Below are 24,345 nucleotides of genomic sequence, written 5' to 3' on the forward strand. Positions count from 1 at the left end.
TTTTGTTTTATGTTATAATAGTAAAAACGTTTTTAATCATAAAAATGAAACTTTTTACCAACTTGTACGTATACTTTATATGTACATAAATCTTTTTAGGAGCGTGATGCCCATGGCCACCTGTCAAAATTGTAATCATAAATGGAACTGGAGGACAACCTTTAAACAACTGTTAACATTTAGAAACGTTTTAGAATGCCCACACTGTGACAAACAACAGTATATCTCTGCAAAATCCCAAAAGCGATTATCAATCTACTCATTTGCACCCCTTATTATATGGCTTATTCTCTCACTATTAGACTTTTCCTTTCCATCCATTGTTGTCGCGGAGCTTATTTTCTTGATAGCAGCGATTATTATGATGCCACTTTCTTATGAAGTAAGCAGCGAAGAAGAACCCTTATGGTAATAAAAAAACCTTCCGTTTCAACGGAAGGTTTTTTTTATGCAGTTTTACCGTCTAGCTGTTGTCTGTGATGACGCTGATAATACACCCACCCAGCATTCAATAGTAGAAGAACACTGGTTGTTAAGAATACATAAGGAATTCCTTTTGCTCCGGCAATTTGTCCTCCAATGACTGGACCGGCTAAATTCCCGAAGTATTGCGCGGTTTGATTATAGCCAAACATTTTACCTGTAATCGAGTCGGGCACAATTTTCTTTAAATAAGAATTAATTGAAGGTAATAATCCTCCCATTGCAAAACCGAGTAAAAAACGCAGTAAGAATAGCTGCCAAGTACTATACACAAAGGCCTGCAAGCCGCAAATAACTGCTACGATAAGCAAGCATATTTGAAGTACATTTTGAGGACCGACGCGATCGCTGACTTTCCCAAGCCTTGATGCAGCTAAAATATTTGAAATTCCTGTTGCTGCCACGACAAAGCCTGAAATAAGAGCAAGGTGATCGGTATGGTTAGACAGTTGTTTTACATACAGTGTAACGATTGGCTGAATAGCCATAACCGCAAGCTGCAGTAGAAAAGTTGTAACAAATACGCCCATGACAGCCTTAGAATTTTTGAGAGACAGTAACCCAATGTTAGATTCTTTAGTCGTTTTTGCCGTCTCTTTTTTGTCTTCTTGAATTAAGTTTACAATTAAAAAAGACAAAAACATAAATGCACCCGTCACGAAAAAGACGTGGCGTAACCCAATTGTATCTCCTAAGTAGCCACCTACTAACGGTCCTAATAAAGATCCTGATACAGCTCCTGTAGACAACGTACCTAATGCTTTACCGCTGTGCTCTTTAGGTGTTTGAGTCGCTACTAACGTAATAGCTGCAGAGATGAAGCCGGAAACGGCACCCATTAAGAAACGCAGTCCGACAAGCTGATAGACATTTTGAACAAAACCAATGGAGGTCATAACAATTGCCATACCCAAGCTTGCGCGAAGGAGCATAAGCTTTCGCCCATATTTATCAGCCAAACTCCCCCATAAAGGAGAAACGATAGCAGCCATTAAAAAAGTAGCTCCAAACGCAATACCGGCCCATCTGCTGATGGAGCTTGTATCGTGAACTCCCAGCTTTTCAATATAAAGCGGTAAAAACGGAATAACTAAACTCATCCCGGCTGTGGTGCAAAAAGAACCGAACCAGCAAATGTACAAGTTTCGTTTCCATAATTCCATTCTATTTCCTTCTTTCGTTGTGCCGCATGGGGTGAAAACAACAAAAGAGCGAAACCATCCGGCCTGCTCTTCTAGTATACATCCAGCATCTTTTTATCAGTTTAAATTATACCATATATCAGAAATATTTAAAAATAAAATGATTCACTTAGTGAACTATTAACACAAAATAAAAATAGAAAGGGGGACAGTTTTACGTTAGGATTTTTTGGCCACTTGAAAATGGTAATGAGTCGTTCTTTTCAGGTATAATGTAGCGTGAAGCGTCCTCAATTTATTTTCGTTTTGAGCATTTATTCATAGTATAAGACATATAAAAGGACGGTGGTATGTACATGACTAAAAAAGAAAATGAATCCATTTATATTCAACAGCATCTAGCAAATGAACGAACGTATTTAGCCTGGATCCGAACGTCTATTGCTACGCTTGGCATTGGATTTGTGGCGGGTGGTCTGCATTTCAATTCCGAAAAAAAATTAAGTGAAGCAGCCGATACACTTATTATTGCTGTTATCATTTTTTCTTTAGCTGCAAGTGCAGGTTTACTTCTTTTCTCAACCTATCATTATTTTTCAACCCGCAAAAAAATTAACAGCCAAACGTATCAATCTTCTCACGCTTTGGTTATTTTTGTTTCAATGATCATGCTGATGCTGATTGGCGCTCTTATTTTTTACTTTTTTAACATAGCGTAAAAAAAGTTTAAGAAGTAAGAAAAAAGGGAAAACAGTCCCAAAGAATTTACGGTTTTGTGAAAGAAAAAGAAGATCTATTAGTCTGGTGGTAATGGCAGATGTAATTGTAATAATATCTTCTTTTATGAACCGACTATATGGTTTTACAGGTTAAATTCTTTGTTATCGGCGGATAATGGAATAGGAAAGCTTTATAAGCCTAAACTTATCCAATACATGTTGAACATAAAAAATGAATATGAATTTTACTACATAGTGAAGCGAAAGTAAAGGAGAACGCTGTTATGATTCAAACCTCTAAGACCGTTGCCGCTCGTTTTTTTACGGAGCGTTTCTTTGATCAGGCTGCTCAAACAGCCTACTATTTTTTGTTGTCTTTTGTACCGTTTATTATCTTTCTTTTTTCTCTGCTGAGTTTCTTTCCAATTGATACAAACAATTTGCTGGTATTTATTGAACCATTTACGCCTAAAAGCGCATACGATGTAATTGAGCGGTCAATTGAAACAGTTAACAATAGCGGGAAAAAAGTTTTATCATTTAGTTTATTGGCTACTTTTTGGCTCGCATCTATGGCTATACAATCTTTGGTTCGATCCTTAAATGATGCGTATCATATACAAAGAAAACAAACGTTTTTGCGCGGTTTAATCAATGATTTAATTTTGACTTTTGGTTTTATGGTTGTGGTGGCTATCTCATTGTTTGTACCAATTATTGAAGAAGTCATTCGACATTTAGTATTAACAAAAGTCCATGTTCCTGATATTTGGTTTCAAAGCTGGACGACAATTAGATGGGGAATCGGGACATTGTTTTTATTGGGCTTTTTTATTCTTTTTTATAAACTGATGCCAAGTGCAAAAGTAACGTGGAAAGATGTGCTGCCAGGGGCTGTCTTCTCCACATTGGGGTGGCAAGTTGCGTCTACCGGATTTGGGTACTATGTCCAGTTTGGAAGCTATTCGCAAATCTATGGTCAGCTTGGAAGTATTATTATTCTAATGGTGTGGTTTTATTTAACGGCCGCTATTTTACTAATTGGTGGTTTGATAAACGGTAATAAGTTCATCAAAACCTACCGAAAAACAAATTCAAACGTAAGGAATGAAGGAAATAAATAGTGAGAGTCAAAGAGCGATCTCGAATAGAATATAGAAGGTAAACACTTCCATTCATCATACATTCTTTGTATGATGAATGAGAAGTGTTTTTTTGGGGAGGGAGAATTCTATGATTTTGGTTAGTTCCTGTTTGGCAGGTCAAGCGTGCAGATATAATGGAAGCAGTGCCTTAGTTAAGGAAGTTGAAGCGCTCATTGAAAATAAAGAAGCGATGATGGTATGTCCGGAATTGTTAGGTGGGTTTCATACGCCTAGAGAACCGGCAGAAATCATAAAAGGAACAGGAATGGACGTAATAAATGGAAGCGCACGGGTTGTTGAACTATCTGGAAAAGACGTAACAGATTTATACATAGACGGAGCGTATAAAGCACTGAGCATCGCAAAAGAGATAAAAGCTACAGTTATTGTGCTAAAAGAAAACAGTCCTTCATGTGGAAGTGAACATATATATAACGGAGCATTTTCAGGTGCTAGAATTGCTGGTGAAGGGGTAACGACTGCTTTGTTAAGAAAGCATGGTTTTGTTGTCATGTCCGAAGCGCAATTTGAAACTAAACTGTATTGGGACCAACCATAATTACAAAAAAGCGTACACTGTGTGTGTACGCTTTTTTGTAAAAGCTTATTTACTATGAAGCGTATCTGCTGCGCTTTCTGTTCGTGTCACGGCATAAAGAGAGCATAAAAGACCAAGTAATACAAAAATAGAGCCGACCCAGCCGTTATAAATAACAGAGTATTGATTAACTACAATTCCTCCAACATAAGAGCCAATCGCAATTCCTACGTGTGAAATCGCCGCATTGGTGCTGATTAAAATGTCCGAGGTGTCGCGTGCACTGTGAATAATTAAATTGCTTTGAGCCGGTGAGACTGCCCAGCTGAGTGCACTCCAGATAATCATAAGAAGCAAGAATACAACAAATGGCAAATGAACGCCAAAAGGCATAGCAATCATGCTAACAAAAAAGAGAGCGATCATGGTGATAACAGACGAAGAAGGGTTCCATCTATCAGAAACAGCTCCTCCAAGCCCTCCTCCTGCTACTGCAGCAAGGCCAAAAATTCCATAAATAATGGTCACCATCGTTGTATTTAGTCCTAGCGTTTCTTGTAAAAATGGCGTGAAGTACGCATAAAGCGTTAAGTGGCCCGCAAGTACAAATAATGTTGCTAGGTGAATAGCTAGCATTTTTTTATTGCGTAAAGCCTTTATCTGAGTCTTTAACGGTACAATTGGAGCGGGAGCTAGACGTTCCATTGTAAACCAAACGGTAATCATAATAATGGCAGTCAAAATCGCAATCATGACAAATACTTGACGCCAGCCAAGCGCATTTCCAATCAAAATACCAAGAGGAATGCCTAAAACAAGTGAGCCGCTGATTCCCATAAATACGATACCAATTGCTCTGCCTTGATATTCAGGCTTTACCATTCTAGAAGCCATTGTGGTAGATAACACAATGATAAAAGAACCGCTCGCAGCAGCAAGAATACGTCCAATCAGTAACATATAATAGCCCGAACTGTAGGCTGAAAATACATTGCTCAATAAGAAAATAAATAATGTCCACATATATACTTTTTTACGCTCTATCTTGGCCGTCACATTTAGTAAAATTGGCGCAGACAAAGCATAAACAAATGAATAAATAGAGATTAAATAACCTGCTTTTGCTAATGATACTTGAAATGCATCGGCAATTAAGTCCAAGATACCTCCCAGAATTAATTCGACCGTTCCAACAACAAAGGAAGCAATCGCAAGTATGTAAACTTTTTTATTCATCAAAAAACCCCCTCTTCAAAAAGTTACAACTAGAATAGTAACCTTTTTTAGACGGGATTTCAATAGGTAATTTTAAAAAGGTTACTAATTCATTAGTAACCTTTTTAATAGCGCAATCGAGTAAGCAGCTCCATGATCTCAGCATCCTGAAGAAGCTGCTCTTGATATTTCTTTGTAATATGGGTAAGTGCGACGTCATGATAAAAGAAATCAGCGAAAACTTTTACAAGCGGCTGCGACATAGTTTTAATTGCTTTCCATGTGTCGTGTTCAATGCCCGCAAATAAAAGGTAAGCATCGTCAACAATAATCAACTGTGACGGCTCAAGCTTTTTATGATCATCTATTGGGTTTAGTGTATGTAAATGTTTGAGGGAAGTCTGTAAGTTTCCTATGGTTAGGACCTCGACGTTCACGCCTTTTTTCTCTTTCTCTTCTAGCAATGAACGGTAATGTTCCAACTCGTTATTCCATGCCGATAAAATAATAGAAGATTCCGCTTCATGAATCAATTGTTCAATGTGAGCAGAAATAGAAGATTTATCTTTTAAACTCCAAATATGGTCATCCGTAAACGTTTTTTTAATTTTATATGCTTTTAATTCATCGATGTCATTTTCAAAATCAGCAGTAAGCTTTTGAATGACGGTTTGAAGAGCAACCGCTGAATAAAGTTTCTTTTTCCCGGACAATGTATTCACTGCAATACCTTTATCAATTAAACGATTAAGTACTTCATAAATCTTTGCTTTTGGAACATGTGAATACGTGACAATCGAACTAGCATCCAGTGGACCATCATTCGCAAGCAGCGCTTCATATACTTGACTTTCATACTGAGAAAAACCAAATTTTTGCAGCATAATTCTCTATTCATCATCCTTTCTTTTTTCAAGTATATCACGGTTTATAAAAGTATTACTAATTATAATTATAATTATATCTTATTAAACTATGTTCTAAATAATTATCAAGAAATAAAATAAGCTATTAAGAGGTCTTTTCTATAGTACTAAAACACTCATCAGTGGGTAAAGAAAAGAAAGAGGTGAAAAACATGAAGAAAAATGAAAGATTACTGTTGAAAAAAATGAATATAAAACAGCAAAGAGAAGTTGCTGCTCAGCTTGAAGACGTGCTGGATTCCTTACTTTCCCTTGAAGAAAAATTATACTCAGCACCTGATAATAGCGAATGGCTTTCTTTACAGGCTCAGCTTGAAAAAAGAGAACATGAGCTGAAATTCAAGCATAAAATGCTGTTTGAAGAATGGACAGCACTATAAAAGACAGGCATTTTGTCTGTCTTTTATTGCATTTAAATTTTCATTACCCGAATAGGGCTAACCATCAAAATAGCTAAAATAATCATAAGGTAAGGGTTTACGTAATAAAACATGCCAAGCAGTGCGATAATTAGAGCTGGAAAAGGAATAGGCAGGCCGATAAAATAACCTACGGTTGGATTTGCACTAAATTTTGCTAATCTTAATGCACCCATGCTTGGATAAATCATAAAGGCTAACACGGTTAGCCAAGAGTGGGGAGAAAGAGTATGAAATAGGATTGCAGGCGCCACACCAAAGCTTATGATATCAGCTAAAGAATCTAGCTCTACACCAAATTCACTGTTAACTTTTAGCTTTCTTGCAATTTTGCCATCAAATAAATCGAAAAAAGCGGCTAAAAAAATAAAAAGAGCAGCTAAGCGTTCGTAGCTGTTCATATTAAAGGCTATGGAAAATACGCCGCTTAGCAAATTTCCAATCGTAAAGAGATTCGGAACCCATTTTAACAGTCGAAGAATCAATGTCATACAACCGCCTTTCACAGTGTGTACGATTAGTGTAACTGTTAAATTGTATTATTATGTGAGATGCGCGGATTATTTAATTATTTCACATAATATGGGATCTGAACATGTAAAGAGAAGTATCGAGAAAGCATATGTATATAAAATTACTACATAAGTTATTGGGATTTAACTGAATTTTATATAAAATGAAAATCTAAGTAAAAAATAGGAGCTGAGTAGAGTTGAGTTTAGCTGAGAAAAAGTTAGGAATTGACCGAGTTGTTTTTATTGGCAGAACGTTTGAAGAGTATAGAGCTATGTTTAATTTGAATGAGAAGAATTTAAAAGGAAAAAAAGTGTTAGATTGTGCTAGCGGTGCCTGTTCTTTTACTGCTCATGCCTTGCAACAAGGTACGGCAGCTACTAGCTGTGATATTGCCTATAAATTTACGGCAGAAGAGCTTGAAAATAAAGGGAGCCTGGATTTAATTCATACGATGAATCAAATGCAGCACGTACAGGAGCAGTATGTGTGGAAGTATTTTTCGTCTATTGATCACTTAACTGAACATCGAAAAAGAGCATTAAAAGATTGTATTGCTCATATGAAAAAGAATCCCGAAGCCTATCAGTACGGAGCGCTTCCTAATCTGCCGTTTCCAAAGAATGAATTTGATTTCACGCTTTGTGCAAACTTTTTATTTATTGTACAGCGACCGATTAGATTATGCGTTTCATTTAGGCGCTTTAAAAGAACTGATACGCGTTACAAAAGAAGAAGTGCGCTTGTTTCCTTTAACGGATCTAAGCGGCAAGCTTTCTAAATATTTGCCCCAGCTATTAGAAGAGATTGCGCCTCTAGTGAAAGGGACAGAAATAGCAGACGTTTCGTATGAATTTCAAAAAGGCGCCAATCAAATGCTGAAGATATATGTATAACAAATGTAGCAAAAGCCGCTTTTATTTAAAGCGGCTTTTTAACGGTCAAACGTTTTTTAGCAGTTTGAGTATTCTTTGTTATTGTTTCAGATCCAAGCGCTTTGGCTAAGCCGAACGAAGGCATGTTTACATACACTGATTCATAATTTCCTGCAGGTATGACGTACGTTTCATGATAAATGCCAACTGCATTTGTTTTTGAAGCCTGTTTATAAAAAGAGTGCCAAGCTTTTAAGTGCTGAGGACCTTTGGCATAGGAGGTCAATTGATCGACTGATTCCCAATATTGAATCAGCGTGATGGTTTTTAAGTTAAAGGATCCTTGCAACGATAAAAAGCCAAGATTTTTATTTGTATACAATTCGCGAATCATTGGAGGCATTGCTTTAAATACAGGAAACCATTTGTGTACGGCTGTCCATTTATTAATGCGCATTCCTATAACAAAGACGACCAAATCCTGACCGGGCTTAGCCATTACACGAGTGGAATGAATCATAGCTGATGCCCCTCCTCACCGTATAATTTATTAATCGTATCTCTGCACCATTCTATCGAAGCACACGTTGTGCGTTTACCGTAGTCTAGGGTAATAAGCCAATAAGTTCGGTCGGGAGAAGGGCTGTTGGAAATGCTGTCTTCGATCCCGCAATACATGTGATAGCGTTCAGTTAATTTCTGCTCAGCGTTTTTTAACTGCAAAATTGTGAGCTGTTTTTCTTGTCGACCACTAAAAAATAGTTTTAGCAGAAGTTCATTTCTTTCTGAGGGCAGCTGCTGAATAGGTTCACGTAGCCAATCTTGCAGGGCTTCTTTTCCTTTATTCGTTATTACATACTCTTTTTTATCTGGTTTGTCCGTTTGAGAAATGAAATTGACCGTTGCTAGTTCTTCATTCACAAGCTTTTGTAAAGCGGGATAAATTTGACCATAGCTAATTTTCCAAAAATGATTCAAACTTCGATCCATTAACTGCTTAATTTCATAACCAGTTCTGCATTCAGTAGTAAGCAGTCCTAAAATTGCATATCTTGTTTGGTTTTCCTTCATTTATTTTCCCGCCTATATCTTTTTGATATATATATATTACCATAAATAGGATACTACTCAATGAGAAAAACGCGAGAGCTATGCACTCTCGCGTCTAAAAAAAGGTTTGTATTGCTGAACCATCGTTTGCGAAGCAGCAATAAATAAAAAGATAAAGCCTCCACACATTAGCAACATGACAGCACCTATTCTCCATAAAAGCTTTGGCATCAGCATATCTCCTTTTTTGAAGTTATTACCTATAGTGTAAAGAATAGTTTGCAAAAATTCTAGTCATAACTAGACATAATTTTAAGTCTTTTTTAGATTGACTCTTCCTTTGAATCATCTTCGTCAAAAATAGGAACTTCTGTATACGGTTCTTCCTTTTCGAAGGCGGAAGAACACTGTTCTTTATCCTCTTGTGCTGACTTCGTCTTACCAGAAGAAATATCTGATTTGGCGTTTTTTAACTCTTCCATATCTTTTTGGATTTGGTCCGTGAAATCTTTTGGTATAACTCCACTTCCGTATGTAGCCCCGATATTTAAAGCGCCGCTGAGCTCCTTAATGCCAACTTGACCAATATTATTGTTTTGTTCATATTTATCAAGAAAAAATTTATCAATATGAATAGTAGGAGGAGCATCTTCTAAGAGTGCGGTTCTTTGACGAATCGCTTTTACTTCTTCTTGAAGGGAAGCTGTTCGTTTTAGCATGTCCACCTGGACTTCAGTTAAAAGCGACATGCTGCGCTCCAATGCTGAAACTCTTTTATCTAGTTCGGTCATCCTTTCGATGTAAGGGGCCAGTTGTTTCTCTACCGATTGTTCTACTAAGTGAGCTATATCCGTATAAGGCACAGCTTCTTTCTGTTTATCGCGAGGGTTTTGTGTGGAGATAACTTGTTCCAATTGCGCTACTTTTTCTTTTAAGAAATGAAGCTGATCAGCAGTCTCTTGTATGTCTTTTAGATATGTTTGGTCTGTATTTTTTTGAGCACTTCTTTGTGAAGATGAAGAATTGTTGGAAAGCGCCGGCTGAGCCTCTAGCTTTTTTTTGAGCATTATGAGAGAACCAACTTGCGGTTCTAGTTTTAAAAAACGGTTCATGTGAACTTCAAGCGTGTTAATGCGCTTGATTTGATGTTTGAAGTCCGCTAGCTCAGTGTGAAGATGTTGGTTAGTCTGCTTGGGTGTGAAAAATCCTTTCATAGACATTTCGCTTCTCCTCATCTTGGACTTATTTCCGTCGTACTCACAGTTAGATAAATACATAGTGTTCCAGTTTGGAAATTAACATTAAATTTTTCGCGTTTATAAATGCTTATGTGAAGCATTAAAATTCATTCGTAAAACTACTAAGCCTTATTCAATATGAATACGTTCTTCTTGAAAAAACTGCCTGTGATAAGAAAGAATAAGCAGTCCATTTTCAAATTTTGCACGAAGATGCTGCGCATCCGTGGGCTCTGGTAATTCAACAATTCGGTTAAAGTCTCCAGAAGGTCGTTCTTGTACAACCGGCTGCCCTGTGATGAGAGGGTGGGGTGAGCCTTTTAATAGAAGTCGGCTGCCTGAAACAGAAACGTGCAAGTTTTCTTTTAGGTAACCAGGCAAGTCAGCAATAACAATGATTTCGTGAGGAGTAACATAAATATCGACAAGCGGAAAATTACTTTTAGGAGCTTGAGGAGCCTGATACGAATCCGGAGCATTCATATCCATATTTTCTTTCATAAAGTCGTTAAAAGCAGTCTGATCAAAGACACCGTTCCAAAAGTCATTTGTTTGATATTTTTTAGCAAATTCCATCCACTGCATAAGTTTATCAAAGTCCATATGGTTTCCTCCTTACCACACATCATAAAAAGATGGAATTTGAATATAGTTTGAAAAGGGGGTGGTTTAAATGGCAGGTGCATCTATAAATATTAATATTTTAATGCTAAAGATAAATTCCTTTGAAAATGCGTCTGCAGTAAATATCGGACAGAATTTACTAGCAGACTGGAATAATTCAGATAAAAAAACACAGGGGTTTGGGCAAAATTTTGGTGATGATAGCGGCTTTATAGGAACGAGAAGCTGTGTCGATGATCGGGACCAAATTGATAGCCCATCATCTTTTCAAAAAGTGCCCATTTCATAGAAAGAGCCTAATAAATATAGCCAGTTTGGATGAAGGTTATATTTATTAGGCTTCCGGTTGAATACTGATAGACGAATAGATGAAGATATGCTGCTAATCATGTGCGATAGAGGTAGAGGAGATGAAAAAATTTAAATTACGCTGTTTTTAACTGAATTTGAATCGTTTACATCCGAGTCTATAATCCATGAGAACGGAGTTACGTTCGGAGAAAAATCTCCGTTTGATTCTCCGAGTCCTTGATTACGTTTATAAGATACAAATACATCAAGCTGCTGATTGGGCCCTATGCTTAAAACGGATGAATTATCCAAAACGTTCACTTTGAAAGCTTGTAAGTTAATGACCATAGGCGAAAAAATCATATGGTTTCCTCCTTATTTATCATCTTTTGTTGCAAATGCATCCACATAATCATTATCTGTAGTTTTTTGAGCAGATCCTGCTGAAAAACATTGATCAGCGTACTGCTGTCCGAAGGCCTGATTTTTTTTTGCTGTGACATATCTTGTCACTTTTAACGTATTTCCAATAGAAATATTACTTGCTTGCTCAGCGCTGCGAACGTTCAATTTTCCTAGGTTGATTTTTGTTGAGTCAAATAGCATACTATTCTCCTTTCTAAAAAGCGACAGTTCTTCTAAGTCTTTAAAAGCTTATTGTAGCTTCTTTGAAAATATGAATAATACAATGGTTTATCCAAAGAGTAGAAGCGGTCTACTGTAGCGTATTGTAGTTTGGTATAAAACGTGAAAAGATTTTAAAACCTTGGCAGGAAAAGGAGGGAATAATAAAAATGTACGATATTTTACATGCTGTAGAAACATCAACAGTAAAAAGCGTGCTGGCAACGATTATTCACGTAGAAGGATCTTCTTACTTAAAAGAGGGAACGTCCATGCTGTTTCAAGAAAACGGGGAGAATATCGGGATGTTAAGCGCTGGATGTGTAGAAGCAGATCTTGCTGAGCGCATAAAAGAGTTGTTCTACACAGAGCACGCATTAACCGTTACGTATAATTTAAAAGAAGAAGGTGATGCAGGGTGGGGACAAGGGGCAGGCTGCAATGGAATCCTCTATATTCTCCTAGAGCCCGTAAATGCGAGGATGAAGCGAAATCTCTTGCGGGTAAAACGTCATTTAGATAACCGACATCCTGTTTTACATATTAAAAAATTAGAAAAAAACTTTATTCAAACAACCTCTTTTTACGTAGAAAAGACAGGTGAAATATTTGGTGCAAATAGCGAAGAAGCATCTTCTGTAACAGGTGATTGGAATAGGGTAAAGAGCGGTATTCAACTTTCGGACCGCTCTCTACTCACCTACGCTCATCTATATAAACCAAAGCCTCGTTTAGTTATCTGGGGAGCAGGTACTGATGCAAAATACTTAGTAGAACTTGCTGCCAATACGGGGTTTTTTGTTACTTTATGCGATTGGAGGCCGGCTTTATGTAATAAGGAGCATTTTCCGCTAGCAGAGGAAATACATATTGGATTTCCAGAGGAAATAGATAGACAATTGTGCGTTCAGAGCGATGATTTTGTTGTGATCATGACGCATAATTTTTATCGGGATCAAGAAATTTTGGCCCTATTAAAATCAAAACCTTTGAAATATATAGGAGTGTTAGGACCTAAAAAGCGAACATTTCGATTATTGAATAATGATATTTCTTCACGCATTCATTCCCCGGTAGGGCTTTCTATAGGAGCGGTAGGACCGCAGGAAATTGCCGTTAGTATTCTTGCTGAATTAATTCAAACCCTCCGAATGTATAATGAACAAAAGGGATAAAAATGTCCGGTTTAAATATTGTTGCTGTTTATCTTGCCGCGGGGGCTAGTAAAAGGATGGGCAGCAATAAGCTGCTGCTTCCTTTAGGGAGTGGATATTTAGGTAGTAAAGCTTTACGAACAGCGGTTTGTTCCAAAGTAAATCATACGATAGTAGTAACAAAGGAAGGGGATTATCTTAAGTGGATTGACCCTATTCTTTTTTCAGAAGCATATCAGCAGAAGTGGAGTCATACTTCTTGTAGTAGCGCCTTAAAAAGTCAGTCTGCGTCTTTGAAATGCGGTTTAAAAAAAGCCAAAGAATTAAGTGCTGATGCTATTATTGTGCTGCTAGCAGACCAGCCTCTTGTAAGTATCATGCTGATTAATACATTTGTTTCTGTGTTTGAGAACCATTCCTCCGTTCCGTTTATTTCATCTTTTTATCAAGGAATTGCCAGAGCGCCGGTTTTATTTTCAAAACAAATGTTTTCAAGCTTGGATAAGCTGCAAGGAGATCAAGGGGCAAGAAAAATTATAAGGCAAAACGGAAGTGGAAATGGAATGTTTTATGAATGTACCGACGCTTCCCTTTTTATTGATGTTGATACAAAACAAGCATATGAACGCATTAAAAAGATATACAAAGCGAAACGTCAGCTGTTTGATTGATGGAGGTGAAAAAAGTGGAGGTCATTGGGAAAAGCGTGATTCGAAAAGATGCGTTAGAAAAAGTAACGGGTACAGCTCGATATACAAATGATTACAATTTTAAAGGTTCCCTACATGCCAAAATAGTAATCAGTCCTTACGCTCATGCAAGGATTCAAGCTATAGACATTCAAGCGGCGATTGCTACTCCCGGTGTTCACGCTATTGTGACGGGCGAGCATTTGCCGTTAACTGGAGAAGGAGTTCGTGACCGGCGACCGCTTGCGTTTGAAAAAGTGCGGTATCATGGAGAAGCCGTAGTCCTTGTAGTAGCAGAAAGTCCCGCACTCGCTGAGCGTGCGGCGAGTTCTGTTCATATTCAATATGAGCCGTTACCTGTCGTTCATTCTCCTAGCGCGGCAGTTGAGCCTGATTCTCCTTTAGTGCATGAAAATATGCACAACTACAAGCATGATAAGACGGTGTATCCAGAGCCAGGGACCAACGTAGCTAACAGAGTCAAAATACGAAAAGGCAATATGGAAGAAGGTTGGCAAAAAAGTGAGTTAATAGTTGAAGAAACGTTTTCTTTGTCTCCTTCAGATCACGCGGCGATGGAAACAAGAAGTGCCGCTGCTGAAATCCTTCCGAATGGATTAGTTAAAATTATTACTTCTTCTCAAGCTCCTTTTATGGTGAAAAAATTAATCAGTGAGTACTTTGAAATTGAAGCGGGAAAGGTGATTGTTGAAACACCACTAGTAGGAGGAGGGTATGGAGGAAAAGCGGCTGTCCAGCTGGAGCTGCTTGCTTACCTAGCTTCAAAAGCTGTTGGTGGAAGACCGGTTAAAATATTGAACACAAGAGAAGAGGATATGCTTACTTCGCCTGCTCACGTAGGTCTAGATGCCAAAATCAAACTAGGGTGTTCTAAAGAGGGAATCTTGCAGGCTGCTGAAATTCTTTATTTATTTGACAGCGGTGCTTATGCGGATAAAGGAACGGACTTAAGTAAAGCAGCAGCAGCTGACTGTACGGGACCTTATCGTCTTGAACATATTTTCTGTGATTCATTATGTGTGTATACAAATCATCCTTACGCGTCCCCTTTTCGAGGATTTAGCCACTCTGAACTATTATTTGCATTTGAGCGCACGATGGACATCCTTGCTAAAAAAGCAGGTATAGATCCTTTGGAGTTTAGAGAAAAAAACGCTATTTTACCCGGTGATACTACGCCTACACAAGTCCGTTTAACTTCTAGCAGCGTTGGTAACTTACCGGAATGTATTCGTCGGTTGAAGCAGCTGATGAAATGGGAGGAAGGGCAGAGAATAGTTCATGAAAACGGCCTTATTTCTGCCAAAGGTATTAGCTGCGTTTGGAAAACCTCGACTATTGAAACGAACGCTGGTTCAGGTGTTATTTTAACATTCAATCCGGATGGAAGCGTGAATTTAATGTCTGGCGTTATTGAACTAGGCACGGGAACGAAAACAGTGCTGGCGCAAATACTGGCTGAAAAATTGCGGATGCGCGTGGAACGTATTCATGTACGAATGGAAGTAGATACTCAAACGACTCCTGAACATTGGAAAACGGTGGCTAGCAGAGGAACTTTTATGGCAGGAAGAGCGGTTTTAGAAGCTGCTGAAGATGTGATTAACCAATTAAAAAAGATAGCTTCTCGTATATTTCGAGCTTCTGAGGAAGATATCGAAATAAGACACGAAAAAGTTTTTTTACGGGATGAGCCTGAGACCTCTTTGGATTTTAAAGAAATTGTGTATGGCTATAAATATCCGAATGGAAATGCAATTGGAGGGCAAATCATAGGGAGGGGAAATTATATTTTAAGAGGTATGACTTACTTGGATAAAGAAACAGGAGCGGGGCGTCCGGGACCAGAATGGACGGTTGCCGCTGAAGGGGTGGAAGTTGAATATAACCCTAGAACGTATAGATATCGTATTGTAAAAGCTATCTCTGTTATTGATATAGGAACCGTGTTAAACGAGAAAATGGCAAGAGGGCAAGTCATGGGTGCAATGAGTATGGGACTATCGTTTGCAGGTAGAGAAACATTTTGGTTTGATTCAAACGGCCGTATTTTAAACCCCCAGCTTCGGAAATATCGTCCTCTTCGCTACGGAGAGCACCCGGAGTACGTAGTAGACTTTGTTCATACGCCTCAATTAGATGCGGCGTACGGAGCTAGAGGAGTCGGAGAACACGGGCTGCTTGGTATGCCGGCTTCTTTAGGAAACAGCTTAACGGTGGCAGCAGAAATAGAATTAAATCAACTTCCTCTTATTCCAGAATTGATTTGGAGAATGAAAGAAGGGAATGCAGATGCTTTCGTTTGACTTTGAATATTATAAACCTGAAACCGTTTCAGAGGCCGTTGCCTTGTTTCAAGAGTTAGAGAATCAAGGCAAACAGCCGCGCTACTATGCTGGAGGTACCGAAATTCTGACATTGGGCAGATTGGGCTTGTTTGTTACCCATGCTGTCATTGATATAAAAAACATACCGGAATTTCAAAAAGCAGAAGCTAATGAAGATTGGATGATTTTTGGTGCAGGGGTAACGTTAACTGAACTGGAAGAGAAAAACTTGTTTCCTTTATTAAGTAAGTCTGCAAGCGAAGTGGCTGACCACACGGCTCGAAATAAAATAACGCTAGGAGGAAATATTTGCGGACATATCTTTTATCGAGAGGCCGTATTGCCGCTGCTTTTAGCGGATAGTCAACTCGCAGTGGCAGGTCCCAATGGGGTGAACGTCTATTCAATTCATGATCTTTTTCACCGGCGTCTGCAGGTGAAAAAAGGAGAGCTGCTTGTTCAGATATTTGTGGAAACAAAGTATGCTGACATCCCGTATATGAGCATAAAAGAGCGCCAGCAGTGGGATACAGGATATCCATTGGTTACGATAGCAGCTCTAAAAACAGAAGGAACCATTCGAGTAGCTTTCAGCGGAGTGTGTTCGTTTCCTTTTCGCTCAACTGAAATAGAAGAAGCGCTAAATCATAAAGAAACTTCATTAGAAGAACGAATTCAAACTGCTCTTAAATATATACCCGCTCCGATTTTAAACGATGGAGAGGGATCGGCTCGATATCGCAAATTTGTGATTGAAAATTTATTGTTTGATATCTTTACAGAGCTGGGAGGAACGTAATGTGCTAAGAGATGAACGGTATAGACTAAACCTTATGCTAAAGGTTAATGGGGAAGAAAAAATGATTAATATTCGAACGGCAGATACACTTCTTTACGTATTAAGAGAAAAGCTGGGCCTTACCGGAGCGAAACCAGGCTGTTTAAACGGAGACTGCGGAGCTTGTACAGTAGGAATAGATCAGCGGCCAATGAAATCTTGCCTCATGTTAGCAGCGGAAGCAGAAGAGAAAGAAATAATGACTATAGAAGGACTCAAGAGTTCACCTATGCAAAAAGCTTTTATCGAACACTTTGCTTTTCAGTGCGGTTATTGTACGTCGGGTTTTATCATGAATGCTCATTTGCTTTCCAAACACTATCCTTCGGGCAGTGACGATATTATAAAGGAGTGGTTAGCCTCCAATATATGCAGATGTACAGGGTATAAAGAAATTGAAGACGCGGTGAAATCTGTTTTGGACTCTTCGGAGCGCGAGTGAGAAAGGAAAAAGAAGAAATAGAATAACATTTACACGTGTTTAGAATAGTATGTGCTAAGGGTGTGGAGAATGTGGAATGGAAAAGCGGCTTTGATAAAGAAAGAGAACTTATCTTTGCCATTCAACGAAATCTGGATGTAGTAACAGCCATATTATTATTAACTGGCCAAATAACAATTATAGGAGTATTTGTGACACCCGGAGCTTTTCGTATTTCAGTAGGCGGACCTATTACAGGAACTAGTCGCATAGAAGGAAAAGACGGAGATGTGGGAATTAGTATCATTATTGATATGATTGATGTGTTTCTTGCGGCTTTGCTGCTTAATAACCAGATTAATGTGTCGGGCGCCTTTATTTCTTCTGGGAGGTTTACCATTAACGTAAGCGGGCCTATTTTTGGTGTCCCTAAAACAGAACCTGCATTAAGTGAACTAAATCAATCCTCTCAGTTTTTTCATCGTACGGTATCAAAACATTTTCATGTAAACCCTGACTTAGTTGAAAAATTTACAAAGGACTGATTAAAATGTCATTAACGGATATACCTACAGTAAGACCTTCAGAGACGAGTGTTTTTCTTATCGCGCTGCCACTTATTATTTTTATTTTTTTCTTTACTCAGCCAAAAGCAGCAGACGTTAAAAATCATAGAGCATAATGGTGTTTTATCACTGTGCACAGAAAATGCCTATTTTTCTGCTCGTATCATTACCTCTTCATTCATTAAATCCCTGACGCTTTTCTTTTCTGTCATGTTTTATTAGAATGAACATAAACATATATGTAGAGAAAAGAATAATCTAGCAGTTTCGAATGTTATAAAAAGCTTACTATACGAAGAAAGCGTCTATAATAAAAGAAATGAAAATTTTGCGTGGTCAACTGACGATGCTTTTTATTTTTACAAACTGCAGTGACGGCAGAAAGGAGAGAATTCGATGAGTTTGCGCGAACGGCTGCTGTATGTAGCGGAATATTATAAACAAGTCGGTGGAGATGTACTTGTAAAACACGAAATCGAAAATATGCTTACACGCAGGCTTCCGATTTCTCTTTATCGGTTGGAGCATATAAATCGAGAAGAAATGCGTATATCGGGACACCACGGTGAAACATTTCCTTACGTGACCCTTGCCAATAAAAATATAGAGAGTGATGTGGTGGTGGCGTATGTATTCAGCGAAGACGGTCAGCGCATTTACTTAGTCATGATGAAAGGAGATTCAGAAGCAGGACCTGATCTGAAAGACATTCGCTTCTTTACTCCTGAGCATGCTCGCGTATTTAAAGATAATCATATTGTCATTGGTACAAGCAGGGAAGCGAAAAGCTTTGAGGATAGAGTAGCTCTTTACCTTCCTTACAATATAGCAGATTTACCTAGCAATGGTCAGCTTCAAGACGACTTGCATTTACTGCTGAGTATGCATGAACAGTATATAAAAACATACGGAATGAGCAAAGAGATGGTCGGAGACAAAGACGCCATTGTTCATATTCATGAATATATTAGGAAATCTGGATTTACATATGAACGACAAGATATAGCTAACGCCTACTTTGCTTTAAAGACCAAGCCTTTTATTGTTTTATCAGGAATGAGTGGGACTGGAAAAACAAAGCTTGCCCAGCTCTTAGCAGACAGTATTGGTGCCACGGTTGAAAATGGAAGGCAAGTGCTCATCCCAGTTCGACCCGATTGGCACGATAGTTCAGATTTATTAGGATATATTGATTTAAGAGGAGATTTTCGCAGAGGCTCGTTTCTGGCGATTATGCAGCAAGCCATTCAGCATCCAGCTTACACATATGTTGCCATATTGGATGAAATGAACTTAGCTCGAGTTGAACATTACTTTAGCGATATCTTAAGCGTGATGGAAAGCAGGAACTGGTCAAAAGAGAAAATCAAAACGGCTCCGTTATTTCCTGGACATAAGATGTTCCGAGATATTTATTTGCCATCCAACCTTCTCATTATCGGTACCATTAATATGGATGAAACAACTCACGGGTTTAGCCAAAAGTTATTAGATCGTACCAACACCATTGAGTTAAATAAGATTCAACTAGATTCTTTTGATTTTTTAAATGATAGAAATCCATCGCGGAACAGCATTCGGAATGTACAAATTCAAAGTCAATATGTTCACTTAAAAGATGCGTATGTTGAACACGCTGAGCTCATTCATGAAGTAACAAACGAACTGCTAACCATCAACGAGATGCTTACAGAAGTAGATTTGCAAATAGGTTACCGCGTACGCGACGAAATATGCTTTTATTTAATTTACGCAGTAAAAAGCGGGGTGTTTACATTTGATCAGGCGTTTGATTTTCAGATTTTACAAAAAGTCTTGCCCCGTATTTCAGGAAGCGATGCTTACACATTTGACTTATTAAAAAACCTTTATTATTACTGCACAAATACACTGCTAGATGATGCATTTAAGACAGCTGTCGTCAATGCAGATGGGATGAGGTTTCCTAAAAGCGCACGCAAAATAATGGAGATGATGAGACGCTTTGAAGTATACGGATACACGTCATTTTGGATTAATACCGTACGTTGAAATTGAAACTGACATATGTACGGTGGTTATAAAGGGGAAAAATAAAAAAAGAATAAAATCTACAGAAGAAGTGATGTTTTTTTCTTGTACGGGAAAAGGAATTACACATGTAAAAGTATTAAATCAAACAAAAGGCATGATGACTTCAAAACCGCCGCTTAAGCCTTTGTTTTTTGAAAATGAAACCTACCAAATTACAATAATTTCCAAAAGTAAAACAAGCCTGTTTGTGGCTCACGATTCAAAAGCGGTTGAACAAAGTTTTCAAACTGTAGGATTTCCTTATATCTTGACAGGAAATATAAGCTTTCAAAATGAAGTAGGTTATTCTACGTTTCATGTCTACAGTGAAATAGAAAAAGAGCTGTCTTTTACTCTTGAAATTTTCCCATCAAAGATGAGCTATAAGACAGATTATGTACACATGGTTGATGAAGTGAACGGCTACATTCATGATTTGGCATACGATATGCTACGTAAAACGTATGTTGAAGCAAAATCGGTTTGGTCTAAACAAGCAACATGGACGGAATTTTATCATGTGCTCTCTTACTATATGAAACCGTTTCTTCATGCTGTTCGTCAGATTGAGAATCAGCCGTTTCAATCCGTAAAAGTTGAACACGAGCTCATGAGAGGAGATCAAATAAAAAAACAAGATAGCCGTGCTATATCATTTGTCCGAACACACCCTATCTATCTTGCACCTTCAAGCAGAGGGATTAAAATTAATCGGCACGTAAAAGTAGTCCCTACAAAAGCGATTGGCACAACACATGTATCTACCTATGATAATCCGGAAAATCAAAGTGTGAAATGGATGATGATACAGCTGTACAGTAAGCTAACTAAGCTAATTGACAAATTGATAGAAAATAGATATGTGAAAAAAGAAGCGGTGTTAGCTCTAGAAACCCATCATACGGAATTAAAAAGACTATTAAATAATATGTTTTGGCAAAAGGTGAAAACTATACAAATCTCAACTCTTTCCCCTACACTACGTACGGCACCTCGCTATGGGGAGGCAAGCAGATACTTTATGTTCTTGACGCGAGGATTAGCTCTTAACGGCGAGTTTTACCACCTTTCATTAAAAGATATCGCAACTCTCTATGAATACTGGACGTATGTTAATCTGTTAAAAAAGTTGCACACTTACGGCAAACGAATAGAACAAAACATCATGACAACAACAGAACAAGGGTTGAATGTCAGGATGCAGGCATCTCATCATCGTTTTCAAGTGGGGAAAGCAGAAGTGACGCTATGGTATCAAAAAGAATATCATCATACTCATACCGTTATTCAAAAGCCAGACTTGCTGCTTGAAGTAAAGCAAGGCGAGGAAAAAAACGTATATCTTTTTGACGCTAAGTATCGTATTAAACCAAATCAAGATACTGCAGCTCCTAGAGAAGAAGATATTAATACCATGCATCGTTACCGAGACGCTATTGTAGAAGAAAATGGAACGAAGCCAGTACAAACAGCAATTGTGCTGTTTCCAGGAAAAGTAGAAGACTATAAGCATCATCATTTTTATAAAAGTATTGAACGTGTTGGAGTGGGTGCGCTGCCTTTTTTGCCGGGAGAAGAAGGGCTAGTAGAAGAATTTATTCAAACTATCTGCACGGAGGAACCGAATTCTTGTAGCGCTGAGTAGGTAAATAAACAGAAAGTGAACAAGCTTTTTTTATGTGTTGAAGCAGTGTTAAGTTTTTTATGTTTTGATGACATTTCAAGATTTTAGTTGTATTTTCCTGTTGAATTTTCTAGAATAGTAGAGAATAAAACCGTATCAAAAAGAAGTCGTATCATGTGCAGAGAACGTATCAGGAGGACAACGAAGTGAAAAAGATTCTACTATTCACGTTAGTAGCGCTATTGGCAACTTTTTTTATTGACAGGGTATACAGCGAACGCAACCAAGCGCAACTTCAGCAAACTGTAATTAATGAAATTAAAAAAACAAATCAAAGTAAAGAAGAAGCTTCCATCCTTGATTTTAATGAATTATGTGATTTTAGATGGGATAAAGTATATGTTTTTGGCCCGGAAACGACTCGCAGTGAGGTAAATGAAAAGCTGGGCTTTACGTGGTCTGAAGCGAAAGCTAAAGGTATTGGAAAAGATAAGAAAGATAACTTTATTGTGTTTGTAGAAAATAATCAAGTAACGCAATATTTAAAAATACCGTCGTCATATGGAGCCATTGTTCCTAAGACCTCTGTTGCAAATGAAAGCTAACGAATTCCTTCGTTAGCTTTTTTTATGCTTTCTTTTTTAAGGATGAAATTTTTTTCTCTGCTGCTGCTGATTTTGTCGGCTGTAAAGGAGATGGATCTATGCTCACTTTTAACATTTCCATTAAATGTAGAATATCTTTCTCTTCGCTTCCACTTACTTTTGTAACTTCGCCTTGATTTATTTTTTGTTGAATGATGCTTTGCAAGGCGTCTCGGTAGTGGTTTTTGTAAATAGATGGATTAAAAGAAGTAGATAGCTTATCAATTAATTCCACCGTCACTTTTGTATCATTTCCATTAATGGAAAAAGTACTAGATAAGTTAGGCACATCTGTGACTGAACGAAGCTCTTCTTCAAAATGCATTGTGTGAAGAACAAGAGAGCCGCGAAAGGAACGAATAATCGCTATCTGCTGTTTGGAATATAAAAATACATTGGCAATACCGACTTTATTTGTTATTTCAAGTGCATTTAATAAAGTATAGTAAGCTTTTAGGCTTGTTTCTCCAGGAGAAATATAATAGGGCTTATCAAAAAACAAAGAATCAATCTCATCTAACGAAACAAAGTGTAGCAATTCAACAGCTTTGTTTGCTGCAAAGGGCTCTTTGACACTGTCAATTTCCTGCTGCGAAAGTACAACAAACTGACCGGTTGCTGTTTCGTATCCTTTAACCAGTTCGTCGGATTCTACTTCTCGTCCACACGTTTGGCAATGTTTTTCCTGATGAATAGGTGTATGGCAAACGGAGTGTAGCGTACGCAGCTTTACATCTTTTTCTTCGATTGCTCCATGCAGTTTAATAGGGATATCAATTAATCCGAAGCTGATTTTACCTTTCCATGCAGTATGAAGCATAAACGTTCTCCTTTTACTCTTTTTTAGTAGTGTGCCGCAAAAAAACAACGGATATCCCGTTATTTTGAAAAGAAGAACATTCTTAAAAAACTATGTGTTAAATAAACAATTGAATATTTCCAATAAAGCTCCAGAGACAATATCTGCAGCTTTATTGGAAATCAATAGGGACTATTTGCTGATTAGATTCACTTGTCTCATGTTTAGAAATCGTAATTTCAAGGATTTCGTTACTAAACGTAGCTGTAATCTTTTTATTCATCAATGGAAATGGAAAGTCAATTGTACGTTCAACGCTTTCTTCCATTTGTTCTCTTGCAAGTGTTCCTTGCTTTTCATCATGAAATTCTCTAATGCAGTATTTCTTGGCTGTTAGCTGTAAGTGTTCAGCCTGTATTTGAACGATAATATCTTTAGGGTGATACCCTAACAATTCAGCTTCGACAATAAATGATTGTTCTGTTTCAAATAAATCGATACGAACAGAATCGTAATCTAAATAACTCATAAAGGGATTTGAAAGCATGATTTCTAACAACTCTTGAAAGCCTTTTACAAACATTTGGTCTGCTGGCAGACGCTTGTTTTTCATTTCTACGTTCCTCCATTGTTTAAACTGTTTCACTTTACTATGATATGCGCGTTTATGTACTTAGTGAACTCCTGCGAAAAGAATAAGCTTGAAGTACTAGCTGTCTTCTTTACATATAAAAAAGCAAGCCCCGAAGAGAGCTTGCTGCTGTTTTACATATCGTGTCCGCTATTATGTTTTTGGCGAGAATGCTGACGATTTTTCACTTTATGAGATCCGCTTAGCGGTTCTGGCTGTCCAGAATTGTTTTTTGGCGCATTTCTTCGAATGTCTTTGCTGCTGTTTTTGTTCATAGTTAAACCCTCCCTTTCATTTATTAGGGTAGGATAGTGAAAGGGGATTTATCCGATGAAAAATTCTCCTTTTAAAAAGTAGGTTTAACAAAAAGAGGAAATGGGAACAGAAAAAAAGCGCCACATATAGTGACGCCTTCTCGTTAGATTTCATGGAGTTAAACGGTTTTGCTTTTCTAACTAGTGATTAGTATATCCAATAAGAAATTAATTTATTGATTTTTTTTACGTTTTTTATTATTTTGTTTCTGTTGTTCTGTTAATGGTTCGTTTGAAAATTCTTCGTTATAACCCGCTCCTTTTCCCTGAGCGCTAGCCGCGTTAGCTCCAGGAATGACGTGGTTTGACTTGCGTTTAGCCATGTTGAATCACCTCCGTTTCTAGCATGCGTAAAAATCAATGAAATATGAATTATTAGAAAAATAAAAGGAAAACAGGAAAGGTTATAAGTAAAACTTATGTTAATTAATAACATTCTTTTTATTTACTTATGTATAATATT

31 protein-coding genes and 1 pseudogene are annotated in these 24,345 nt (G+C 37.8%); 17 read left to right on the top strand and 15 right to left on the bottom strand.

The window, feature by feature from the left end; all coding sequences use genetic code 11:
* The first annotated feature begins 112 nt into the window (after positions 1-112).
* The gene (locus ACLHDF_RS21795; protein WP_413920710.1) at positions 113-412 is read left to right on the top strand and encodes a TIGR04104 family putative zinc finger protein; all 300 of its coding nucleotides are present in this window, start codon (positions 113-115) and stop codon (positions 410-412) included.
* Positions 413-446: 34 nt separating this feature from the next.
* On the opposite strand, the gene ACLHDF_RS21800 is transcribed toward ACLHDF_RS21795, so the two are convergent.
* The gene (locus tag ACLHDF_RS21800; RefSeq protein ID WP_413920711.1) at positions 447-1,646 is read right to left on the bottom strand and encodes a multidrug efflux MFS transporter; all 1,200 of its coding nucleotides are present in this window, start codon (positions 1,644-1,646) and stop codon (positions 447-449) included.
* A gap of 335 nt (positions 1,647-1,981) precedes the next feature.
* Here ACLHDF_RS21800 and ACLHDF_RS21805 point away from each other — a divergent pair, with 335 nt between their 5' ends.
* From ACLHDF_RS21805 to ACLHDF_RS21815, 3 genes are all read left to right on the top strand, one after another.
* Entirely contained in the window at positions 1,982-2,344 is a 363-nt protein-coding gene (locus ACLHDF_RS21805; RefSeq protein ID WP_413920712.1) for a YidH family protein, read from the top strand.
* Positions 2,345-2,628: 284 nt separating this feature from the next.
* Positions 2,629-3,468, top strand: coding sequence for a YihY/virulence factor BrkB family protein (locus ACLHDF_RS21810; protein ID WP_413920713.1), 840 nt, complete (start codon positions 2,629-2,631; stop codon positions 3,466-3,468).
* A 109-nt stretch (positions 3,469-3,577) separates the two neighbouring features.
* Entirely contained in the window at positions 3,578-4,048 is a 471-nt protein-coding gene (locus ACLHDF_RS21815; RefSeq protein ID WP_413920714.1) for a DUF523 domain-containing protein, read from the top strand.
* Between the two features lie 45 nt (positions 4,049-4,093).
* Here the strand turns inward: ACLHDF_RS21815 and ACLHDF_RS21820 are convergent, their stop codons facing one another.
* Both ACLHDF_RS21820 and ACLHDF_RS21825 read right to left on the bottom strand, forming a co-directional pair.
* Positions 4,094-5,263, bottom strand: a complete 1,170-nt coding sequence (locus ACLHDF_RS21820; protein ID WP_413920715.1) for an MFS transporter — start codon at positions 5,261-5,263, stop codon at positions 4,094-4,096.
* 104 nt (positions 5,264-5,367) lie between these two features.
* Positions 5,368-6,126, bottom strand: coding sequence for a TrmB family transcriptional regulator (locus tag ACLHDF_RS21825; RefSeq protein WP_413920716.1), 759 nt, complete (start codon positions 6,124-6,126; stop codon positions 5,368-5,370).
* Between the two features lie 194 nt (positions 6,127-6,320).
* Between ACLHDF_RS21825 and ACLHDF_RS21830 the strand changes: the two genes are divergently transcribed.
* Positions 6,321-6,548: a hypothetical protein gene (locus ACLHDF_RS21830; RefSeq protein WP_413920717.1), complete on the top strand. Its 228-nt coding sequence runs from the start codon at positions 6,321-6,323 to the stop codon at positions 6,546-6,548.
* 32 nt (positions 6,549-6,580) lie between these two features.
* Here the strand turns inward: ACLHDF_RS21830 and pssA are convergent, their stop codons facing one another.
* Positions 6,581-7,072: a CDP-diacylglycerol--serine O-phosphatidyltransferase gene (gene pssA, locus ACLHDF_RS21835; protein ID WP_413920859.1), complete on the bottom strand. Its 492-nt coding sequence runs from the start codon at positions 7,070-7,072 to the stop codon at positions 6,581-6,583.
* A 227-nt stretch (positions 7,073-7,299) separates the two neighbouring features.
* On the opposite strand from pssA, the pseudogene ACLHDF_RS21840 reads away from it, so the two are divergent.
* Positions 7,300-7,996 (top strand): annotated as a pseudogene (locus ACLHDF_RS21840) (SAM-dependent methyltransferase).
* A gap of 25 nt (positions 7,997-8,021) precedes the next feature.
* Here the strand turns inward: ACLHDF_RS21840 and ACLHDF_RS21845 are convergent.
* The 5 genes from ACLHDF_RS21845 to ACLHDF_RS21865 form a co-directional block, all read right to left on the bottom strand.
* Positions 8,022-8,495, bottom strand: coding sequence for a DUF4188 domain-containing protein (locus ACLHDF_RS21845; RefSeq protein WP_413920718.1), 474 nt, complete (start codon positions 8,493-8,495; stop codon positions 8,022-8,024).
* Positions 8,492-9,046, bottom strand: a complete 555-nt coding sequence (locus tag ACLHDF_RS21850; protein ID WP_413920719.1) for a PadR family transcriptional regulator — start codon at positions 9,044-9,046, stop codon at positions 8,492-8,494. The genes ACLHDF_RS21845 and ACLHDF_RS21850 overlap by 4 nt, the downstream gene beginning before the upstream one ends.
* A 78-nt stretch (positions 9,047-9,124) precedes the next feature.
* Positions 9,125-9,256: a hypothetical protein gene (locus tag ACLHDF_RS21855; protein ID WP_413920720.1), complete on the bottom strand. Its 132-nt coding sequence runs from the start codon at positions 9,254-9,256 to the stop codon at positions 9,125-9,127.
* Between the two features lie 92 nt (positions 9,257-9,348).
* A complete protein-coding gene (locus ACLHDF_RS21860) occupies positions 9,349-10,245 on the bottom strand; it encodes a hypothetical protein (RefSeq protein ID WP_413920721.1) in 897 nt (298 codons plus the stop codon).
* Positions 10,246-10,392: 147 nt separating this feature from the next.
* Complete coding sequence (locus ACLHDF_RS21865; RefSeq protein WP_413920722.1) at positions 10,393-10,866, bottom strand: Hsp20/alpha crystallin family protein; 474 nt, start codon at positions 10,864-10,866, stop codon at positions 10,393-10,395.
* 70 nt (positions 10,867-10,936) lie between these two features.
* Between ACLHDF_RS21865 and ACLHDF_RS21870 the strand changes: the two genes are divergently transcribed.
* Positions 10,937-11,176, top strand: a complete 240-nt coding sequence (locus tag ACLHDF_RS21870) for a hypothetical protein (RefSeq protein ID WP_013057271.1) — start codon at positions 10,937-10,939, stop codon at positions 11,174-11,176.
* 131 nt (positions 11,177-11,307) lie between these two features.
* Here ACLHDF_RS21870 and ACLHDF_RS21875 read toward each other — a convergent pair whose 3' ends face one another.
* On the bottom strand, positions 11,308-11,541 hold the full coding sequence (locus ACLHDF_RS21875) for a hypothetical protein (protein ID WP_013057270.1): 234 nt from the start codon (positions 11,539-11,541) through the stop codon (positions 11,308-11,310).
* Positions 11,542-11,553: 12 nt separating this feature from the next.
* Entirely contained in the window at positions 11,554-11,784 is a 231-nt protein-coding gene (locus ACLHDF_RS21880; protein WP_413920723.1) for a hypothetical protein, read from the bottom strand.
* A gap of 188 nt (positions 11,785-11,972) precedes the next feature.
* Here ACLHDF_RS21880 and ACLHDF_RS21885 point away from each other — a divergent pair, with 188 nt between their 5' ends.
* From ACLHDF_RS21885 to ACLHDF_RS21930, 10 genes are all read left to right on the top strand, one after another.
* The gene (locus ACLHDF_RS21885; RefSeq protein ID WP_413920724.1) at positions 11,973-12,977 is read left to right on the top strand and encodes an XdhC family protein; all 1,005 of its coding nucleotides are present in this window, start codon (positions 11,973-11,975) and stop codon (positions 12,975-12,977) included.
* A 2-nt stretch (positions 12,978-12,979) separates the two neighbouring features.
* Positions 12,980-13,627 (top strand): NTP transferase domain-containing protein, encoded by a 648-nt coding sequence (locus tag ACLHDF_RS21890; RefSeq protein WP_413920725.1) that lies wholly within the window; start codon positions 12,980-12,982, stop codon positions 13,625-13,627.
* A 14-nt stretch (positions 13,628-13,641) separates the two neighbouring features.
* Positions 13,642-15,972: a xanthine dehydrogenase family protein molybdopterin-binding subunit gene (locus tag ACLHDF_RS21895; RefSeq protein ID WP_413920726.1), complete on the top strand. Its 2,331-nt coding sequence runs from the start codon at positions 13,642-13,644 to the stop codon at positions 15,970-15,972.
* Positions 15,959-16,792: an FAD binding domain-containing protein gene (locus ACLHDF_RS21900; protein ID WP_413920727.1), complete on the top strand. Its 834-nt coding sequence runs from the start codon at positions 15,959-15,961 to the stop codon at positions 16,790-16,792. The genes ACLHDF_RS21895 and ACLHDF_RS21900 overlap by 14 nt, the downstream gene beginning before the upstream one ends.
* A gap of 34 nt (positions 16,793-16,826) precedes the next feature.
* Positions 16,827-17,273 (top strand): (2Fe-2S)-binding protein, encoded by a 447-nt coding sequence (locus ACLHDF_RS21905; protein ID WP_413920860.1) that lies wholly within the window; start codon positions 16,827-16,829, stop codon positions 17,271-17,273.
* A 35-nt stretch (positions 17,274-17,308) separates the two neighbouring features.
* Complete coding sequence (locus tag ACLHDF_RS21910; RefSeq protein ID WP_413920728.1) at positions 17,309-17,797, top strand: hypothetical protein; 489 nt, start codon at positions 17,309-17,311, stop codon at positions 17,795-17,797.
* A gap of 5 nt (positions 17,798-17,802) precedes the next feature.
* Entirely contained in the window at positions 17,803-17,934 is a 132-nt protein-coding gene (locus tag ACLHDF_RS21915; protein WP_413920729.1) for a hypothetical protein, read from the top strand.
* A gap of 280 nt (positions 17,935-18,214) precedes the next feature.
* A complete protein-coding gene (locus ACLHDF_RS21920; protein ID WP_413920730.1) occupies positions 18,215-19,849 on the top strand; it encodes an MrcB family domain-containing protein in 1,635 nt (544 codons plus the stop codon).
* Positions 19,803-21,515 carry a DUF2357 domain-containing protein gene (locus ACLHDF_RS21925; RefSeq protein ID WP_413920731.1) on the top strand — a complete coding sequence of 571 codons (1,713 nt, stop codon included), beginning with the start codon at positions 19,803-19,805 and terminating at the stop codon, positions 21,513-21,515. The genes ACLHDF_RS21920 and ACLHDF_RS21925 overlap by 47 nt, the downstream gene beginning before the upstream one ends.
* A 185-nt stretch (positions 21,516-21,700) precedes the next feature.
* Positions 21,701-22,099 (top strand): hypothetical protein, encoded by a 399-nt coding sequence (locus ACLHDF_RS21930; protein WP_413920732.1) that lies wholly within the window; start codon positions 21,701-21,703, stop codon positions 22,097-22,099.
* A gap of 22 nt (positions 22,100-22,121) precedes the next feature.
* Here the strand turns inward: ACLHDF_RS21930 and ACLHDF_RS21935 are convergent, their stop codons facing one another.
* From ACLHDF_RS21935 to sspO, 4 genes are all read right to left on the bottom strand, one after another.
* On the bottom strand, positions 22,122-22,958 hold the full coding sequence (locus tag ACLHDF_RS21935; protein ID WP_413920733.1) for a Ku protein: 837 nt from the start codon (positions 22,956-22,958) through the stop codon (positions 22,122-22,124).
* 151 nt (positions 22,959-23,109) lie between these two features.
* On the bottom strand, positions 23,110-23,550 hold the full coding sequence (locus ACLHDF_RS21940; protein ID WP_413920734.1) for an Hsp20/alpha crystallin family protein: 441 nt from the start codon (positions 23,548-23,550) through the stop codon (positions 23,110-23,112).
* A 152-nt stretch (positions 23,551-23,702) separates the two neighbouring features.
* Positions 23,703-23,843, bottom strand: coding sequence for a small acid-soluble spore protein P (locus tag ACLHDF_RS21945; RefSeq protein ID WP_413920735.1), 141 nt, complete (start codon positions 23,841-23,843; stop codon positions 23,703-23,705).
* Between the two features lie 212 nt (positions 23,844-24,055).
* Positions 24,056-24,205 carry a small acid-soluble spore protein O gene (gene sspO, locus ACLHDF_RS21950; RefSeq protein WP_013083371.1) on the bottom strand — a complete coding sequence of 50 codons (150 nt, stop codon included), beginning with the start codon at positions 24,203-24,205 and terminating at the stop codon, positions 24,056-24,058.
* Positions 24,206-24,345: the final 140 nt, after the last annotated feature.

It is taken from the genome of Priestia megaterium (genome assembly GCF_046599315.1).
Taxonomy (GTDB): domain Bacteria; phylum Bacillota; class Bacilli; order Bacillales; family Bacillaceae_H; genus Priestia; species Priestia megaterium_F.

Coding starts and splice junctions, on each gene's coding strand:
- ACLHDF_RS21795 (WP_413920710.1), top strand. CDS start 113: ATGGCCACCTGTCAAAATTGTAATCATAAATGGAACTGGAGGACAACC.
- ACLHDF_RS21800 (WP_413920711.1), bottom strand. CDS start 1,646: ATGGAATTATGGAAACGAAACTTGTACATTTGCTGGTTCGGTTCTTTT.
- ACLHDF_RS21805 (WP_413920712.1), top strand. CDS start 1,982: ATGACTAAAAAAGAAAATGAATCCATTTATATTCAACAGCATCTAGCA.
- ACLHDF_RS21810 (WP_413920713.1), top strand. CDS start 2,629: ATGATTCAAACCTCTAAGACCGTTGCCGCTCGTTTTTTTACGGAGCGT.
- ACLHDF_RS21815 (WP_413920714.1), top strand. CDS start 3,578: ATGATTTTGGTTAGTTCCTGTTTGGCAGGTCAAGCGTGCAGATATAAT.
- ACLHDF_RS21820 (WP_413920715.1), bottom strand. CDS start 5,263: ATGAATAAAAAAGTTTACATACTTGCGATTGCTTCCTTTGTTGTTGGA.
- ACLHDF_RS21825 (WP_413920716.1), bottom strand. CDS start 6,126: ATGCTGCAAAAATTTGGTTTTTCTCAGTATGAAAGTCAAGTATATGAA.
- ACLHDF_RS21830 (WP_413920717.1), top strand. CDS start 6,321: ATGAAGAAAAATGAAAGATTACTGTTGAAAAAAATGAATATAAAACAG.
- ACLHDF_RS21845 (WP_413920718.1), bottom strand. CDS start 8,495: ATGATTCATTCCACTCGTGTAATGGCTAAGCCCGGTCAGGATTTGGTC.
- ACLHDF_RS21850 (WP_413920719.1), bottom strand. CDS start 9,046: ATGAAGGAAAACCAAACAAGATATGCAATTTTAGGACTGCTTACTACT.
- ACLHDF_RS21855 (WP_413920720.1), bottom strand. CDS start 9,256: ATGCCAAAGCTTTTATGGAGAATAGGTGCTGTCATGTTGCTAATGTGT.
- ACLHDF_RS21860 (WP_413920721.1), bottom strand. CDS start 10,245: ATGTCTATGAAAGGATTTTTCACACCCAAGCAGACTAACCAACATCTT.
- ACLHDF_RS21865 (WP_413920722.1), bottom strand. CDS start 10,866: ATGGACTTTGATAAACTTATGCAGTGGATGGAATTTGCTAAAAAATAT.
- ACLHDF_RS21870 (WP_013057271.1), top strand. CDS start 10,937: ATGGCAGGTGCATCTATAAATATTAATATTTTAATGCTAAAGATAAAT.
- ACLHDF_RS21875 (WP_013057270.1), bottom strand. CDS start 11,541: ATGATTTTTTCGCCTATGGTCATTAACTTACAAGCTTTCAAAGTGAAC.
- ACLHDF_RS21880 (WP_413920723.1), bottom strand. CDS start 11,784: ATGCTATTTGACTCAACAAAAATCAACCTAGGAAAATTGAACGTTCGC.
- ACLHDF_RS21885 (WP_413920724.1), top strand. CDS start 11,973: ATGTACGATATTTTACATGCTGTAGAAACATCAACAGTAAAAAGCGTG.
- ACLHDF_RS21890 (WP_413920725.1), top strand. CDS start 12,980: ATGTCCGGTTTAAATATTGTTGCTGTTTATCTTGCCGCGGGGGCTAGT.
- ACLHDF_RS21900 (WP_413920727.1), top strand. CDS start 15,959: ATGCTTTCGTTTGACTTTGAATATTATAAACCTGAAACCGTTTCAGAG.
- ACLHDF_RS21905 (WP_413920860.1), top strand. CDS start 16,827: ATGCTAAAGGTTAATGGGGAAGAAAAAATGATTAATATTCGAACGGCA.
- ACLHDF_RS21915 (WP_413920729.1), top strand. CDS start 17,803: ATGTCATTAACGGATATACCTACAGTAAGACCTTCAGAGACGAGTGTT.
- ACLHDF_RS21920 (WP_413920730.1), top strand. CDS start 18,215: ATGAGTTTGCGCGAACGGCTGCTGTATGTAGCGGAATATTATAAACAA.
- ACLHDF_RS21935 (WP_413920733.1), bottom strand. CDS start 22,958: ATGCTTCATACTGCATGGAAAGGTAAAATCAGCTTCGGATTAATTGAT.
- ACLHDF_RS21940 (WP_413920734.1), bottom strand. CDS start 23,550: ATGAAAAACAAGCGTCTGCCAGCAGACCAAATGTTTGTAAAAGGCTTT.
- ACLHDF_RS21945 (WP_413920735.1), bottom strand. CDS start 23,843: ATGAACAAAAACAGCAGCAAAGACATTCGAAGAAATGCGCCAAAAAAC.
- sspO (WP_013083371.1), bottom strand. CDS start 24,205: ATGGCTAAACGCAAGTCAAACCACGTCATTCCTGGAGCTAACGCGGCT.